Annotated in this window: 15 protein-coding genes and 3 tRNA genes; 17 read left to right on the top strand and 1 reads right to left on the bottom strand. The window is 42.7% G+C overall.

The window, feature by feature from the left end:
• The first annotated feature begins 5 nt into the window (after positions 1–5).
• The 17 genes from AC1WMD_RS06800 (at position 6) to AC1WMD_RS06720 (ending at position 14,471) form a co-directional block, all read left to right on the top strand.
• Positions 6–692, top strand: a complete 687-nt coding sequence (locus tag AC1WMD_RS06800) for an ABC transporter permease (protein ID WP_494256437.1) — start codon at positions 6–8, stop codon at positions 690–692.
• Between the two features lie 301 nt (positions 693–993).
• Positions 994–2,358 carry a glutamine synthetase family protein gene (locus tag AC1WMD_RS06795; protein ID WP_494256436.1) on the top strand — a complete coding sequence of 455 codons (1,365 nt, stop codon included), beginning with the start codon at positions 994–996 and terminating at the stop codon, positions 2,356–2,358.
• A 216-nt stretch (positions 2,359–2,574) separates the two neighbouring features.
• Positions 2,575–3,459, top strand: coding sequence for a sulfite exporter TauE/SafE family protein (locus tag AC1WMD_RS06790; RefSeq protein ID WP_494256435.1), 885 nt, complete (start codon positions 2,575–2,577; stop codon positions 3,457–3,459).
• A 246-nt stretch (positions 3,460–3,705) separates the two neighbouring features.
• On the top strand, positions 3,706–4,455 hold the full coding sequence (locus AC1WMD_RS06785) for a sugar phosphate isomerase/epimerase family protein (protein ID WP_494256433.1): 750 nt from the start codon (positions 3,706–3,708) through the stop codon (positions 4,453–4,455).
• 19 nt (positions 4,456–4,474) lie between these two features.
• Positions 4,475–5,422: a sugar kinase gene (locus tag AC1WMD_RS06780; protein ID WP_494256432.1), complete on the top strand. Its 948-nt coding sequence runs from the start codon at positions 4,475–4,477 to the stop codon at positions 5,420–5,422.
• Position 5,423: 1 nt separating this feature from the next.
• Complete coding sequence (locus AC1WMD_RS06775; RefSeq protein WP_494256430.1) at positions 5,424–6,716, top strand: MFS transporter; 1,293 nt, start codon at positions 5,424–5,426, stop codon at positions 6,714–6,716.
• A 308-nt stretch (positions 6,717–7,024) separates the two neighbouring features.
• On the top strand, positions 7,025–7,687 hold the full coding sequence (locus AC1WMD_RS06770; RefSeq protein ID WP_494256428.1) for a bifunctional 4-hydroxy-2-oxoglutarate aldolase/2-dehydro-3-deoxy-phosphogluconate aldolase: 663 nt from the start codon (positions 7,025–7,027) through the stop codon (positions 7,685–7,687).
• A 95-nt stretch (positions 7,688–7,782) separates the two neighbouring features.
• A complete protein-coding gene (locus AC1WMD_RS06765) occupies positions 7,783–8,796 on the top strand; it encodes a LacI family DNA-binding transcriptional regulator (RefSeq protein ID WP_494256427.1) in 1,014 nt (337 codons plus the stop codon).
• Positions 8,797–8,829: 33 nt separating this feature from the next.
• Positions 8,830–9,465, top strand: a complete 636-nt coding sequence (gene hxlA, locus AC1WMD_RS06760; RefSeq protein WP_494256426.1) for a 3-hexulose-6-phosphate synthase — start codon at positions 8,830–8,832, stop codon at positions 9,463–9,465.
• Positions 9,465–10,013 carry a 6-phospho-3-hexuloisomerase gene (gene hxlB, locus AC1WMD_RS06755; protein ID WP_494256686.1) on the top strand — a complete coding sequence of 183 codons (549 nt, stop codon included), beginning with the start codon at positions 9,465–9,467 and terminating at the stop codon, positions 10,011–10,013. The genes hxlA and hxlB overlap by 1 nt, the downstream gene beginning before the upstream one ends.
• Positions 10,014–10,198: 185 nt before the next feature.
• Positions 10,199–11,164 carry an MBL fold metallo-hydrolase gene (locus AC1WMD_RS06750; protein WP_494256684.1) on the top strand — a complete coding sequence of 322 codons (966 nt, stop codon included), beginning with the start codon at positions 10,199–10,201 and terminating at the stop codon, positions 11,162–11,164.
• A gap of 205 nt (positions 11,165–11,369) precedes the next feature.
• Positions 11,370–12,164 (top strand): SGNH/GDSL hydrolase family protein, encoded by a 795-nt coding sequence (locus tag AC1WMD_RS06745; RefSeq protein ID WP_494256425.1) that lies wholly within the window; start codon positions 11,370–11,372, stop codon positions 12,162–12,164.
• Positions 12,161–13,075 (top strand): ABC transporter ATP-binding protein, encoded by a 915-nt coding sequence (locus AC1WMD_RS06740; RefSeq protein ID WP_494256424.1) that lies wholly within the window; start codon positions 12,161–12,163, stop codon positions 13,073–13,075. The genes AC1WMD_RS06745 and AC1WMD_RS06740 overlap by 4 nt, the downstream gene beginning before the upstream one ends.
• Entirely contained in the window at positions 13,068–14,048 is a 981-nt protein-coding gene (locus AC1WMD_RS06735) for a DUF2705 family protein (protein WP_494256422.1), read from the top strand. Before AC1WMD_RS06740 ends, AC1WMD_RS06735 begins: the two co-directional genes overlap by 8 nt.
• A gap of 159 nt (positions 14,049–14,207) precedes the next feature.
• Positions 14,208–14,281 (top strand) — tRNA-Pro (locus AC1WMD_RS06730).
• A 12-nt stretch (positions 14,282–14,293) separates the two neighbouring features.
• Positions 14,294–14,366, top strand: a tRNA-Ala gene (locus tag AC1WMD_RS06725).
• 12 nt (positions 14,367–14,378) lie between these two features.
• A tRNA-Ser gene (locus AC1WMD_RS06720) sits at positions 14,379–14,471 on the top strand.
• A gap of 136 nt (positions 14,472–14,607) precedes the next feature.
• Here the strand turns inward: AC1WMD_RS06720 and AC1WMD_RS06715 are convergent.
• The gene (locus tag AC1WMD_RS06715) at positions 14,608–15,243 is read right to left on the bottom strand and encodes an FMN-dependent NADH-azoreductase (RefSeq protein WP_043904882.1); all 636 of its coding nucleotides are present in this window, start codon (positions 15,241–15,243) and stop codon (positions 14,608–14,610) included.
• Between the last annotated feature and the right edge of the window lie 438 nt (positions 15,244–15,681).

Here is a 15,681-nt window from a genome sequence, read left to right as displayed (position 1 = left end):
TTTTGGTGAATGAAATCAACAATGCATCGCTTTTTGTCATATGGCTGTTTATCCTTGTGCCGGTATTTATATCATACCGCCATTCATTAAAATTGGAAAAAGACATTATTTGGTCTTCATTGCGCGGATTTGTTCAATTATTAATATTAGGATATTGTATTTCTTATCTTTTTTCTTTAGAAAAATGGTATGTCATTATTGGTTATGTGCTATTGATGGTTGCTGTTGCCTCGTTCAATGTTTCGGAGCGGGGTAACGATACAAAACGTACGTTTTTTCTTGTTTTTTTCAGCATGATTGTTTCTGTTGGGATTCCAATTATGTTATGGCTAATTTGCCGCATTATTCCGTTTCAAGCGCGATACATTATTCCTGTTGCAGGAATGTTTTCAGGAACAGCGATGGTTGCCTCAAGCGTCGTATTAGAAACGATGAAACAAGAGCAACGTGACAATATAAAACAGTACGCCGTCAAAATCGCGATGATCCCTACGATTGATACGTTAAAAACAATGGGGCTTGTACAAATACCTGGAACGATGACGGGAATGATCTTGGCGGGAGCAGATCCGATTGCTGCGGTCAAATACCAAATTTTTATCGTATTTACCCTTCTTGTCGTTGCGGCCATTTCGGCGATTGTCGTTTGTTTTCTCAATTATCGAGCATTCTATCAAACCAATGATTGCTGAGACGGTGATTATAATAAATTCTCTTGGTAATGGCTACATATGTTTATCATAGCGGCTGCCTAAAAGGGTGTTGATGAATTCACCATTATAGGCAGCTGTCTTTTTTATTAATGGAAAAGCATAAATATACAGATATATCACTATTTATAACTCGATTTTTGTGGTTTTTTTGAAAGCGTTTTCTAGTTAGCGTAATAAAAATACAGAAAAATAAATAAAAAAAGTATTGCCAAATACGTGCTCCTTTCCTATAATAAAGACATGTTATAAAAATAAACGTCAGAATGTGAGGTAATGTAACATGTCAAAGGTGATGGTTTCTCCTACAAGCGATCGGGAAGCAGTGCTTGAACAAATCAAAGAAATAATCAAGCAAAAACATGTCGAGCTTTTGCATCTGCAATTTGTCGACATCGAAGGAATTTTAAAACACGTTACGGTGACGGTAGAGCAGCTTGATGATGTTGTGGAAGGAAAAATCATGTTTGACGGCTCCTCGATTAAAGGATTTTCCCCTATCAACAAATCCGATCTCTATCTTCTTCCTGACTTAAACACGTTTGCCGTATTGCCTTGGACGGTAGAGGAAGGATATTCCGAAGCCCGTTTCCTTTGTTCTGTTCTCAATCCTGATGGAACGCTGTTTGAAGGGGATCCGCGCAACGTCTTAAAGAAAACCGTGGACTGTGCTGCAGAAAAAGGGTATACGATTTCTGTCGGTCCAGAATTGGAATTCTTTTTATTCAAAGCGGACGAAAATGGAAACCCGACGACAGAACTCCATGATAGCGGCGGATATTTCGAACCGTCTCCAAAAGATCTTGGCGAGCGCGTTCGTTTAGAAATTTACCGCGCGCTAAAGGCGATGGGCTTTACGATTGAAGCATCTCATCACGAAGTTGCAGAAGGGCAGCATGAAATCAACTTCAAATACGCCGATGCGTTAGGGGCGGCAGACAATGCAACTACATATAAGTGGGTTGTAAAAACGATCGCCAATAAATATGGACTGCACGCCACGTTTATGCCAAAGCCGGTGTTCGGCATCAATGGTTCCGGCATGCATGTGAACATGTCGCTATTTAAAGACGGTGAAAATGCGTTTTTTGATCCAAATGATGAAAACCAATTATCGGAAACGGCCTATCAGTTTATCGCAGGTTTGCTCGCGCATGTTAAAAGCTTTGCCGCCATTACGAACCCGCTAGTAAACTCGTACAAACGGCTTGTCCCGGGATATGAGGCGCCTTGCTATATCGCGTGGTCGGCGTCGAACCGTTCGGCGTTAATCCGCATCCCAGCCAAACGCGGTATGGCGACCCGCGTCGAGCTCCGCTGTCCAGACCCGTCAGCCAACCCTTACCTTGCGTTTGCCATCATTGCTGCCGCTGGTTTGGACGGAGTGGAAAAAGGCTTACAAGCTCCGGCGCCGATTGATGAAGATATTTTCCATATGACAGAAGAGCGCCGCTCTCTGCTTGGCATCGAAAATCTGCCATCGAGCTTAGGAGCGGCAGTGGAAGAGTTCGCAAACGGCACGATCGGCCGCGAAACGCTCGGGGAGCATGTGTTTGAGGAATACGTCGCCATGAAAAAAGCGGAGTGGGACAGCTACCGCACCGCTGTGCACGCTTGGGAAATTGAACAGTATCAAGCGAAATTTTAACATTTTTCCCAATTCACCTCCCTCCTTGAAACGAAGTGAAGGGGAAAATGAATCACATGATAAAGTTCTATTGTTCACACCTAGACAAAACGGGGTTCAGATGATGAGTCTGAATCCCGTTTTGTTTTTTAAAATTCATAGTTGACAACTATGAATACTTGGTATTAATGTATTAATTAATAAAAATATTCGATCATTTCAGATGGAGGGAATGAAATGAAAAAGTTAATCGTGTTTGTGATTGTTGGATTTATCGCTCAGCTTATCGACGGTTCGCTCGGAATGGCGTATGGGGTTACGTCAACAACGCTGTTGCTTGCGTTCGGGATTGCCCCGGCGGTCGCTTCCGCCTCGGTGCATTTAGCGGAAGTAGTCACAACCGCAGCTTCGGGCGCATCTCATATTAAATTTGGAAATGTCGACCGCGACATGGTGATCAAATTAATTATTCCCGGCTCGCTTGGCGCGTTTGTCGGCGCCTGCTTTTTAAGCAATCTTCCAGGGGATTTCATTAAACCATATGTTTCACTATTTTTGTTGGCGCTTGGGTTTTATATCATATATCGGTTTTTATTTCTTTCTGCCAGGCAAGATCAGCAACCGCCGCGAAAATTTTCGAACAAGCAACTTGTTCCTCTTGGTTTAGTGGCCGGCTTTCTCGATGCGACCGGCGGAGGAGGATGGGGCCCGATCGCTACACCGGTTCTTCTTGCGAATAAAGGAATGGAGGCAAGAAAAGTGATAGGAACGGTTGATACGTCTGAATTTGCCATTGCTTTATCCGCTACTATCGGATTTGTCATTTCGTTAGGCTGGGAACAAGTCAATTGGTTTTGGGTAGGAACGCTGATGTTAGGGGGAATCATCGCTGCACCAATCGCGGCGTGGCTCGTTCGCAAGCTGCCATCCCATTTGCTTGGGGTATTAGTCGGGGGATTAATCATTTTTACTAATGTTCGCACCTTGCTTCATGCGTGGGGAGCTCCTGACAACTGGTATCCAGCCGTGTACGGCGCTATTGTGCTCGGTTGGGCAGTTTCGATATGGTTGGCGGTTCGCAATCATCGGAGGGTATCGTTATCGAATGACCTGGCGTCGTAAGTATATACCACGGTGTTTTTTAGGTAACAAAGTGCAGGATACCGTGTGTCGTGGGAGTGATTTAATATGTGTTATTTTTAAAAAAGCAGGCATAACGCCTGCTTTTTTGGTTGCCCTTATATTTTAGAATAGTAAAAATATTTAAAATTATTGTTGATAAAATACTTATAGAGATGATATAATTCTTTTGTAAAACGATTTACTAAAACGATTTACAAAAACTTATATAAAGGAGGTGAGTTATAAGTGAGGAAAATAGTCATCCCATTAAATGCTTTTAATAGCAAAGAGGTACTGGAAAAGGGACAGGGTTTTTTTGTTCCTATGATTTCACGGGCAGGCGCTAACGGTATAGAGATTCGTAGGGAACTATTGACAAAACACGATTATCCACTGACACAACTGAAAACAATCATTATGGATTCTTGTCTATTTCTTGTTTACTCTGCCCCTAATCCATTATGGAAAGCAGATGGAGTGTTGAATAGTGAAGAACTTAACTCTGTGATTCAGGAAGCAAAAGAGCTAGGAGCGTCTCTCATAAAAGTACCATTAGGCCATTATGTGCCGAGTTATTCAAATATTCGTGATATGGAACAGCTGTTAAAAGAAAGTGAAACTAATATTAAGTTGCTTGTAGAAAATGACCAAACTCTTTACGGAGGAACCATTCATCCTTTGTCCTGTTTTTTTCAAAATGTCCACAAAAACAAATTGTCCATTCATATGACGTTTGACATCGGAAACTGGAAGTATTGCGGGGAAAATGTAGTTGAAGCGTTGCGTCAACTCTATCCATTTATTCGTTATATCCATCTTAAGCATGTAGAAAGACATGGAGAGTCATGGGAAACACTACCGTTACCGATGGAAAAATCTGCTGAATGGAAGAGGATTTTGGCAGCGCTTCCGCAAGACTTGCCGGTTGCATTAGAGTTTCCGATCGAAAATGTTCAGCTTATCCAACGTTATATTCGTATACTTCAAGCATCGTAGAGAAGAAAGGAGTACATCAATGGATGTTGTTACATTTGGAGAAGCAATGGTGATGTTTATTGCTGACGAAATAGGCCCTTTGCATCAAGTAAGCTGTTTTCATAAGTCGTTAGCGGGGGCAGAGGTGAATACCGCGATCGGTTTTGCAAGATTAGGTTTGAAAAGCGGATGGGTAAGCAAAGTGGGGGACGATGCATTTGGTGCTTATATTATTGAACAATTGCAAAGTGAAAAGGTAAATATTGATCAAGTGACGATCGATGCAGACCATCCAACTGGTTTTCAACTAAAGTCCAAGGTCTTTGAAGGAGATCCTGAAGTGCAATATTTTCGAAAAGGTTCCGCAGCCAGTTATTTAAACACCGCAGATTTCGATGCAGAATATTTTCGGACGGCAAGACATTTACACATGACAGGAATCCCACTGGCTATTTCCCGTTCTATGAGAGAGTTCGCTAAGCATGCACAATCATTTATGAAGAAAGAAGGAAAAACAGTATCATTTGATCCTAATTTGAGACCTTCTTTATGGAAATCAAAAGAGGAAATGATTAGCGTCATTAATGAAGTTGCATTTGAAAGCGATTACTTCTTACCAGGCATACATGAAGGGGAATTGCTAACAGGATTTACCCAACCGGATGATATTGCTGATTTTTATTTAGACAGAGGAGTAGAACTAGTTGTTGTAAAGCTTGGGAGCAAAGGAGCTTTCTACAAATGTAGCAGTGAGGAGGGATATGTAACCAGCTTTCTGGTTTCTAAAGTAATCGACACAGTTGGAGCAGGCGATGGTTTTGCTGTAGGTGTCATCAGCGGATTGCTTGAAGGGTTGTCTATACGCGATGCAGTATTGCGCGGGAATGCAATAGGCGCTTTAGCAGTTCAGTCAGCGGGAGATAGCGATGGGTATCCAACTCGACAAGAGCTGGAACGATTTATAGAAAAATTCGTAAGGAGGGCTTAATATGAAACATACATTGGCGAAATCACGGTGGTATCGCCTTATTCCCATCGTGTTTATCACTTATAGTTTAGCTTATCTTGATCGAGCAAATTATGGATTTGGTGCGGCAGGCGGTCTGGCAGAAGATTTGAATATTTCCGCAGCAACTTCCTCATTACTGGGATCGTTATTTTTCCTTGGATATTTCTTCTTTCAAATACCGGGGGCTCATTATGCAGAAAATAAGAGTGCGAAAAAATTGATTTTCTGGTCTTTAATTTTCTGGGGAGGACTTGCTAGCGCCACTGGGTTAGTAAGTAATATTCATTGGTTGATGGTTATACGTTTTTTATTGGGAGTTGTCGAAAGCGCTGTCATGCCTTCTATGCTCGTATTTTTAAGTCACTGGTTTACGAAAGAAGAGAGATCTCGAGCCAATACGTTTTTAATCCTTGGAAACCCCGCAACGGTATTATGGATGTCCATTGTATCAGGATATTTGGTCGAATCAGTGGGATGGAGATGGATGTTTGTAGTGGAAGGTCTTCCTGCTGTAATATGGGCATTTATTTGGTGGAAATTAGTAGATGATGAACCGAAAACGGCGACATGGTTAACGAATGATGAAAAACAACAGCTGCAAACACAGTTAGAACAGGAGCAACAAGAACTAAAACCTGTTAAAAACTATCGCGAAGCATTTCAATCGAAAACGGTTATTTTATTAAGCTTGCAATATGCTTTATGGAGTATCGGAGTATACGGGTTTGTGATGTGGTTGCCATCCATCATTAAAGCGGCGCCTCATATGGATATTGTTAAAACAGGATGGTTATCATCGGTTCCATATATTTTTGCGATCATTTTTATGATTGGTTCTTCCTATTTTTCTGATAAGACATTAAATCGTTCAGAGTTTGTATGGCCGTCCTTATTAATTGGAGCTATTGCATTTTATGCTTCGTACGCTATTGGAACTAGTCATTTTTGGGTTTCCTTCATCTTGTTAGTAATTGCAGGGACCGCTATGTATGCGCCGTATGGTCCATTTTTTGCGATCATTCCAGAAATTTTACCTCGTAACGTAGCTGGTGGTGCTATGGCCTTAATTAACAGTATGGGTGCGTTAGGTTCATTTGCCGGATCTTATGTTGTCGGTTACTTAAATGGAGCAACTGGAGGATTTGGAGCATCGTATATTTTTATGGCTGGATCGTTACTCCTTGCATCATTTTTAACACTTATTGCAGTAAAAGGGGTCAATAGACAAAAAAATGTGCCTGATGAATGGGCAGTTCATCAAGCACAAAAATAGGCTATTACCGATTAGTTATTATACTATAAATGATTTGTGTTTGCATTGTTGACGCTTAAACTTATCAGGTATGTTCGGTAACCAATAAAAAATCAGCTATAATGGATCAATTCACGATTTTTTTGCCGTAGTCGGCAGGCCGATGCTTGCCGACTGGGCATGCGATATGAATGCTTTCCTCGAACGAGGAACGTTTTTCGGACAAATTTATTCATCTGATCACGTTCTCGTTCGGGTATCACGGCAGAAAAACACTAATATAGTGGATAATCAACACTCGTGTAAATTTATACTTAAGGGGAGAGAGTATGTCGGTTTACCTTGATCTAGAAAGAAATGGAATTGTAGCAGTGCTTCGCCATGCAAGGATCCAAACGGTTGTGCCTATTGCCCAAACGTTGAAGGAAGCAGGAGTGACAGTATTGGAAGTGACGATGGAAACACCAATGGCACTGAGAATAATAGAGAAATTGTGTACTGAATTTGCGAGTAATATGACAATAGGAGCTGGAACAGTCCTGGATGCAGAAACAGCTAGAACAGCTATATTAGCTGGGGCGCAATTTGTCGTTTCGCCGACAGTCAATATAGAAACAATTCGTACAGTAAAAAGATATGGGGTACTATGCGTGCCGGGGGCGATGACACCATCAGAAATTTTAACAGCCTATGAGTTTGGGGCAGATATAGTAAAAGTTTTTCCAGCTAATGTTCTCAGTCCGGCATATATAAAAGCAATAGCTGGACCATTTCCTCATATTCCTTTATTGGCAACAGGGGGAATCAACTTAGAAAATGTTGAAGATTACATCAAAGCAGGTGCCATTGCGGTCGGATTGGGAAATTCATTGTTAGATCCAAGTAAAGAGATGACAAATGGAGAGTTAATCAGGCTAAAGGAAACGGCGCACCGTTTTGTTGAAAAGGTAAGGAACGCCAAGCAATGGCTGATAGATAGGACACTTGGATAATTATTTATTTCTTCTATATATTTGGATAAGCTACGTTATTCTTGTTAAAATGGAAGCACCAAAAAATCAGTTAATTAATATAGAGGATGATGCAAATGAAAAGGGTAACGCTGGCTGACGTAGCGAAAGAAGCAGGTGTTTCAAAAAGTACGGTATCCCAATTTTTAAATAAACGATATGAGCATATGGGAGACGAAACAAGAGAAAAGATAAGAGCAGCCATTGAAAAACTTGGATATCGTCCAAACTATATTGCAAGAAGTTTAAAGCAAAAACGGACATCAATGATCGGGATTATCGTCGCCAATATTATGCATCGAGTTTCTACGGAAGTTAGTAGAGCGATTGAAGATTATTGTCATGAACATGACATGCATGCGATCGTGTGCAATGCAGATGATGATCCCGTAAAAGAAAGAAAGTATATTGAGATGTTACGCGCGCGGCAGGTAGACGGGTTAGTTATTTTTCCGACCGGAGGCAATATCGAGCTTTACAAACAGATGGAGCGAGAAAACTACCCAGTTGTATTTGTGGATCGGAAAATAGATGAGGTAAATGTCCATACGATTGTTGTAAATAATAGAGAGGCAACATATCAAGCAGTTTCCCATCTTATTGAACAGGGGCATACGCGTATAGGAATAGTAACGCCACCTTTAACAATCTATCCACGCATTGAGCGAGTTAACGGCTATAAACAGGCATTAATGGATCACCATGTTGAGATCAAATCAGAATATATGGCTTCTGATGAGATACACCGTATTTCTTCGCGATTAGAGCAGATGTTTGCTTTACCACAAAGACCTACAGCACTATTAGCGGGAAATGATTTATCTTTTTTTGAGGCAATGGCGTTTATTAAACAGCAACGCATTCGTGTTCCACAAGACTTGGCTGTAATCGTGTTCGACAACATTCCATTTGCTAGCATCTCAACACCAACCATTACAACCATTGCACAGCCTGCGTATGAAATGGGAAAAAAGGCTGCAGAACTGTTATGGAAACAAATTAATAACCAATGCGAGAAAGCGCAATTATATACGTTTTCTTGCAAATTAATTATCCGTGAATCTTCAAACAGGAAAATAATAGGTGTGTAAAATGTAGAAATACCTATGAATGGAGAATGGACGATGTATATTCAGCTTGCTCTTGACAGAATGAACATAAATGATGCCATTCAAATTACTAAACAAGTGGAGGAGTATATTGATTGGATTGAAGTAGGCACCTCCCTTATTAAGGAGTTTGGAATAAAAAGTATCGAAACGGTGAAATGTTCATTTCCTAACAAAACGCTTGTTGCTGATGTAAAAACGATAGATAACGCGAAATATGAATGTAGTCTATGTTTTGGAGCAGGGGCGGACATTATTACGGTAATGGGCGTCGCACCGCAGATTACCGTAGAAACATGTTTGAATGAGGCGAAAATCCATGGAAAAAAGGTAATGATTGATTTATTAAATGCGAGTGAGTCGACGATGCAACAACTACTGAAATATAAAGATGCTATTTTCTGTGTTCATGTCAGTAAAGATGAACAAGAGCTTTCCCTATGGAAAGAAAAACATTCTTTTGCACGCTTTAAAAGCTTTAAGGGTAGCACCCTAGCAGTAGCTGGGGGAATTTCTGTTGCTACAATTGAACGAATTAAACCGCTTCATCCCTCCGTTGTTATTGTTGGTTCTGCAATCACGCAGGCAAAAGATCCGGAAAGTGTGGCTAAGGAATTAAAACAATTGATTAAAAATAGGGAGGGAAAATGATGAATCCAATTGAAGTCATTTTCTCAGAAATGGAACAAGTTTTTGAGGAATTTGACAATGTGAATATAAATCGCGTAGCTGTTAATCTTGCGAAAGCAAATAGAATTTTTGTCGCAGGTGAGGGGCGTTCGGGATTGATGGGGAAGGCGTTTGCCATGCGACTTATGCATCTTGGAGCGACCGTCTATGTAGTAGGAGAAACCATTACTCCTTCGCTTCAAAAGGAAGACACGTTAATTGCTATATCTGGCTCAGGAACTACGAAAAACACGGTGTGGATTGCGGAAAAAGCGAAACAACTCGGGTGTGATATTATAGCGTTCACTACTGACCTGTCGTCTGCTTTGGCCGAAACGGCTTTACTCACTGTTCATGTACCTGCAGCAACAAAATATCGTCGTGGCCATGAGAAGCAAAGTAAACAGCCGTTAAGTTCCTTGTTTGATCAATGTACGCATATTATTTTTGATGCGATCTGTTTACAGTATGCGAATATACGGCAAATTGAACATGAGCAGGCGTTTCAGCGACATAGTAATTTAGAGTAAGCATAGCGCTCCAAGCGGAAATATCGCTTGGAGCGCTATATATTAAAATTATGCCTTATCTTTGCTTTGAGAAGATCTCCGTTTCAACGGAAGGAAGGTGGAAGAAAAGGACGCATATTAGTAGAGATTATTTATTTTGTTTGTTAGAATATTCTGTATAAAATATATCGATAGGAGATGAAATGATGAAGCAGCCAGTCGATTTAGGAAACCGAATTTCCTTAATTGATTTGTATGATTTAAAAACACCGCAGCGCACCGGTACATATGTGCTTCACGAAGAAGAGCTTGCTATTATCGAAACGGGTCCAAGTCCTTCCGTTCCGTATTTATTAGAAGGGTTGGAAGCGCTTCATATTGATCCTGCGGATATCCGCTATATTATTGTGACACATATTCATTTGGATCACGCCGGCGGTGTTGGGGTGCTGCTTGAAAAATGTCCGAACGCCCGCGTCGTCGTCCATCCGAAAGGGAAGCGGCATTTGGCGGACCCGTCACGATTAATTGCTGGGGCGCAAGCGGTGTATAGGGAGAAATTTGATGAATTGTTTTCCCCCGTTTTGCCGGTTTCAGAGGATCGCCTTATCGTAAAAGAAGATGGCGATACCCTCACACTCAGCGGCGAGCGCGTGTTGACGTTTTTGGATACGCCTGGCCATGCCAACCATCATTTCTCGATTTACGATTCGCGCAGCCGCGGCGTTTTCACTGGCGATACGATCGGGGTGTTTTATCCGCAGTTGCTAAAAAATGGCTTGGAATATTGCTTGCCGTCCACTTCTCCGAACCAATTTCAACCAGAGGCGATGTTGCAATCGGCTGAGCGTCTCGAACAGCTTCAGCCTGAACGTATTTATTTTGGTCATTTTGGTATGCTTGAAAATCCTCGCGTAGCGTTTGAGCAGCTTCGTTTTTGGCTTCCGAAGTTTGTCCAAGCAGGAGAAAAGGTGATGGCTGAGCAGGCGGATGCATCGGTGCAAGAAAAAGCGGAAGCGGTGTTTCAAGCGTTATATCAAGAAGTCAGCGCCTTTTTGCAAGCAAAAAATATTCCATCGACGTCCGAAGTGTACGATATTATCCGTCTCGATCTCCAAGTATGTTCGATGGGAATTGTCGATTATTTGCAAAAGACAATCAAACAAGGTTAGAATGGAACATTCGAAATCCATCGGGTGTGGGACGCTGATTTGAATAAACAAGTATCCATGAAACTGGTTCGTACATAATGGGCTTGGTGAATATCACCAAGCTGTTTTTGTTGGGCAGAAAGTTCATGCCATCGCAAGTACCCGATTAGGCACCATCCGCGAAAATGTTGTATGATAAAAAACAAACGCAAGAAAGGATGATCATATGCGACGCGGTATCGTAACCGGCATTGTCGTCTTGTCCGCGCTGGCGGGAATATTATGGCTTGGCGGTCTTGCCCTGACCATTCAAGACCAGTTTTTTTCCGCCGCAGCGCCGCCGGCAGGCACGACAAAATATATAAAAGAGAAAAAAGCGGACAACCGTGAAATTTATATTGTCGCCCTCGGCGATTCGCTCACAAGAGGAACGGGAGACGAAAGCGGAAAAGGGTATGTCGGCTATATGGTCGATCAGCTCCGCAAAAAAACAACGAAGCCGATTCGTGTCACGAACTTGGCCATTAAAGGACAGCGGTCTGACGGACTCCTTAAGCAATTAGGACAAGCCGAAATCGAGCGGCAGCTAAAACTAGCCAATATCATTGTCATGACCATCGGCGGGAACGATTTGTTTCAAGGCGGAGAAGCGCTCAAGCTTACGCCAAGGCAAATCGAGCAGGCAAAAGTTTCGTATTTGCGCAACTTAGACCGCATTTTTCAAACGATTCGCCGCGTCAATAAAGATGCCGTTGTTTTTTACATCGGGCTTTACAACCCGTTTAGCGACCTCGGCGACGCGAAGAAGACATCAGCGATCGTAAGGCAGTGGAATTTTGCTTCGGCAGAAACAGCGGCTCGCTATCCGAATATTATCGCGGTCCCGACATTCGATTTGTTTGCGCTGCATGTGAATGATTACTTATACAGCGACCACTTTCATCCGAATAAAGATGGATATAAACGGATTGGCGAACGCGTCGCTTCCTTAATTACATTCACAGAGGGGGACGAAAAGTGACGAAGCAGGCGACATTAATCGTCGAGAATTTACGCAAAACGATTCGCCGCAAAGAAATTATTAAAGGAATTTCCTTTGAACTAAAAGAAGGGGAAGTGTTCGGCTTTTTAGGGCCAAACGGCGCGGGAAAAACGACGACGATCCGCATGCTCGTCGGGCTCATCAAGCCGACATCGGGACGTATTTCCATCTGCGGCTATGACCTGGAGCGCCAGTTTACCGAAGCGATCCGCCACATCGGCTGCATTGTCGAAAATCCCGAATTATATCCGTATTTAAGCGGCTGGGAAAACCTCGAACACTTCGCGCGCATGGTTCCCGGTATTCCAAAAGAACGAATCATGGAAGTGGTGGAGTTAGTCGGCTTGCAAAACCGCATTCACGATCGTGTTAGCACATATTCGCTCGGAATGCGGCAGCGTCTTGGCATTGCGCAGGCGCTGTTAGGAAAGCCGAAAGTGCTGATTTTGGACGAGCCGACCAACGGGCTTGATCCTGTCGGCATTCGCGAAATGCGCGAATTTATCCGCTTTTTGGCGGAAACGGAAGGATTGAGCGTGCTTGTCTCCTCGCATCTGTTAAGCGAAATTCAATTAATGTGCGACCGTGTGGCGATTATGGCAAAAGGGACGTTGCTTCGGGTTGATACGGTGGAACATTTGTTAAAAGAACAAGCGCGTGTCGTGTGGAAGGCCGAGCCGCTGGAAACGGCGAAAGCGATATTAGCGGCGGAAACGTCGATTTTTCGAACTGATGGCGATACACTTATCACCCCGTACGAACCAAAGAAACTCTCTGTTTGGAACAAAAAGCTTGTCGAAGCAGGGGTCGACGTCCATGAAATTCAGCCGAAACTGCCGACGCTCGAGGATTTGTTCATTGAATTGACGGGAGGGGAGACGATTGAGTAACCTCGTGTACAACGAAATGTTGAAAATTGTCCGCAAAAAGCGGTTATGGGTCATTGCGGCGATTGTCGCCGTGCTTGTTGCCCTTTTTACATACGCGCAATATAAGCAGGTGCAGGAAATGCGGGAACGGCTCGGAACGACGGATTGGCGGACGCAGTTGCAGCAGCAAATTATCGATGCGCAAAACCGCCTCAATTCCAGCAGTATTTCAGACGAATGGCGCAAATACTTGCAAATTCGCCTCCAGCAGCAGCAATACTATTTAGAGCATGACATCAACCCATCCGCTCCTGGTGCGCCGACGTTTATGCGCATGTTTATCGACAACGCGATCGATTTGTTTCTCCCGCTCCTTGTCATGGTCGTAGCCGCTGACTTAGTGTCGTCGGAAGCGAGCGGGGGCACGATTAAGCTCTTGTTGACGCGGCCGGTTAAAAGAGGTGCGATTTTGCTTAGCAAATACATCGCGCTGTTATTGTCGATTTCGCTTATTTTGCTTACGGTTGCTCTTCTGTCGTATTTCATTTCTGGAGCGGTGTTTGGATATGAAGGATGGCGGCTCCCATTATTGACAGGGTTTGTCGCCCAAGGAGAAGAACTGGACACAGCAAACGTTCATATGCTTCCGCAGTGGAAGTATGTGCTTATGGAATTGGGGCTTGCCTGGTTCGTGTGCATCGTGGTGGGGACATTGACGTTTATGCTTTCCGTCTTGATGCGCAGCACCGCCGCGGTGATGGGGATTATGCTTGCGGCATTAATTTCGGGCGCGATTTTGTCCAATATGGTATCTTCCTGGCATTCGGCGAAATATTTGTTTATGGTCAATCTTCGCCTCACGGATTACATCAGCGGGACAGCGCCGCCGATTGAAGGCATGACGCTCGGGTTTTCGATGGCGGTGCTGGCGGTATGGGGACTTGCGGCGCTCGCCATCTCGTTTATAGTGTTTACAAAACGAGATATATACTAAAAAGATGGGACGGCTGGAAGCAGATTCGTCCCTTTTTTACATGTTTCGTGATCCATCTATCTCTGCATACTTAGGCATAAATTTTTTTGAAAAAAAGTATTGACTATATTATTTTTTTTAGATAGAATACTAATTGCCGTTAACGTTAGCGGTTGTAATCGGGAAGTAGCTCAGCTTGGTAGAGCACACGGTTCGGGTCCGTGAGGTCGCAGGTTCAAATCCTGTCTTCCCGATCAATTCGTGATGGGGCCTTAGCTCAGCTGGGAGAGCGCCTGCCCCGCACGCAGGAGGTCATCGGTTCAAATCCGATAGGCTCCATTATCTACATACGGAGGAGTACCCAAGTCTGGCTGAAGGGGTCGGTTTCGAAAACCGATAGGGGTGTCACAGCCCGCGGGGGTTCGAATCCCTCCTCCTCCGCCATTATCATTTATCTTGACTACATACTAAAAAACATTGGAATCATACAGCTTGTCGATGTAATCGGCAAGCTTTTTTATTTTTAATAGAAAAAATAGAAATGACCTGCCCCTTACCAAAGGAACAGGTCATCATTTCGTTAAAAGTTTTTCGCTGCTTGTTCAGCTTGCTTGATCGCGTTTTGTTTAATTGCTTCGGCTTCATTCGGGAATTGCGCCATTCCTTCGACAATAATGGATTGAACGTCAGTAATGCCGATGAAGCTGAATATCGCCCGTAAATAACGGTCTCCAAATTCCATTTCTTTCATTGGTTCTTCTGAATAAATTCCGCCGCGTGCTTGAATATGTAGGGCTTTTCTTCCTGTTAATAGCCCTACCGGACCATTTTCCGTGTAACGGAACGTTTTTCCTGCGATACAAATCGTATCAATAAAGGCTTTCATTTTTGGCGGAAAACTAAAATTCCACATCGGTGTGACAAACACGTATTTATCTGCGCTGATAAATTGATCGGTTAGTTCATTGATGCGGCTTATTTTTTGTTTTTCTTCTGTGTTTAACTGTTCAAATGCATATCCTTGCTGCAGTTTGCCCCAGCCGTTTAATACATCGGCATCAATGTAAGGGATATCGGTACGATAAAGGTCTAATTCGATAATCTCATCTTGCGGGTTTTGTTGTTTATAAGCGTCAAGAAACGCTCTGCCAACGGATAAGCTGTAAGATTCTTCTTCCCGCTTTGGGTTTGCTGTAATGTACAATAATTTAGCCATGATTGTTCTTCCTTTCGTTGCTGTAAATAGTTTGTCAAACACTATGTTAATCCACGTATCGTTTATCGACATAAATGGTATTGTGTTTTAACATTGATATCATAATGCAACCTAAATGTTTTTGTAAAATAATATGATTTCGAGGTAAAAGGAAGATAAATAAGCATTAAAGTAAGTATATTATCACAAAAAATGTATTTTAATAAAATAAATGGAGAAAAAGGGGTGACTTGTCTGCGCTGCAGGCATGATTCTAACTCCTAGCAACAAAGTTTTGTAAGTATTTTCGCTTTTTTTGTCACTAAATCGAAAAATATGGTGATGAGCCGATTTTGTTACAAGCTATATAATAAGTATAGATAGGAAAAAGTAACTATTTATCCTATCGTTGGCGAGTTGGATAGAAAAACAGAAGGTGTTTTTTCCTAGGAAACACTC

This window comes from Parageobacillus sp. NEAU-HV-2, assembly GCF_059115485.1.
Note: the sequence above shows the minus strand (reverse complement) of the source record. Positions and strands in the feature narration are given on the sequence as shown.

What these genes read in the sequence shown, in the direction of transcription:
- AC1WMD_RS06795 (WP_494256436.1), top strand. Translation starts at nt 994, where the DNA reads ATGTCAAAGGTGATGGTTTCTCCTACAAGCGATCGGGAAGCAGTGCTT.
- AC1WMD_RS06790 (WP_494256435.1), top strand. Translation starts at nt 2,575, where the DNA reads ATGAAAAAGTTAATCGTGTTTGTGATTGTTGGATTTATCGCTCAGCTT.
- AC1WMD_RS06780 (WP_494256432.1), top strand. Translation starts at nt 4,475, where the DNA reads ATGGATGTTGTTACATTTGGAGAAGCAATGGTGATGTTTATTGCTGAC.
- AC1WMD_RS06775 (WP_494256430.1), top strand. Translation starts at nt 5,424, where the DNA reads ATGAAACATACATTGGCGAAATCACGGTGGTATCGCCTTATTCCCATC.
- AC1WMD_RS06770 (WP_494256428.1), top strand. Translation starts at nt 7,025, where the DNA reads ATGTCGGTTTACCTTGATCTAGAAAGAAATGGAATTGTAGCAGTGCTT.
- AC1WMD_RS06765 (WP_494256427.1), top strand. Translation starts at nt 7,783, where the DNA reads ATGAAAAGGGTAACGCTGGCTGACGTAGCGAAAGAAGCAGGTGTTTCA.
- hxlA (WP_494256426.1), top strand. Translation starts at nt 8,830, where the DNA reads ATGTATATTCAGCTTGCTCTTGACAGAATGAACATAAATGATGCCATT.
- hxlB (WP_494256686.1), top strand. Translation starts at nt 9,465, where the DNA reads ATGAATCCAATTGAAGTCATTTTCTCAGAAATGGAACAAGTTTTTGAG.
- AC1WMD_RS06750 (WP_494256684.1), top strand. Translation starts at nt 10,199, where the DNA reads ATGAAGCAGCCAGTCGATTTAGGAAACCGAATTTCCTTAATTGATTTG.
- AC1WMD_RS06745 (WP_494256425.1), top strand. Translation starts at nt 11,370, where the DNA reads ATGCGACGCGGTATCGTAACCGGCATTGTCGTCTTGTCCGCGCTGGCG.
- AC1WMD_RS06715 (WP_043904882.1), bottom strand. Translation starts at nt 15,243, where the DNA reads ATGGCTAAATTATTGTACATTACAGCAAACCCAAAGCGGGAAGAAGAA.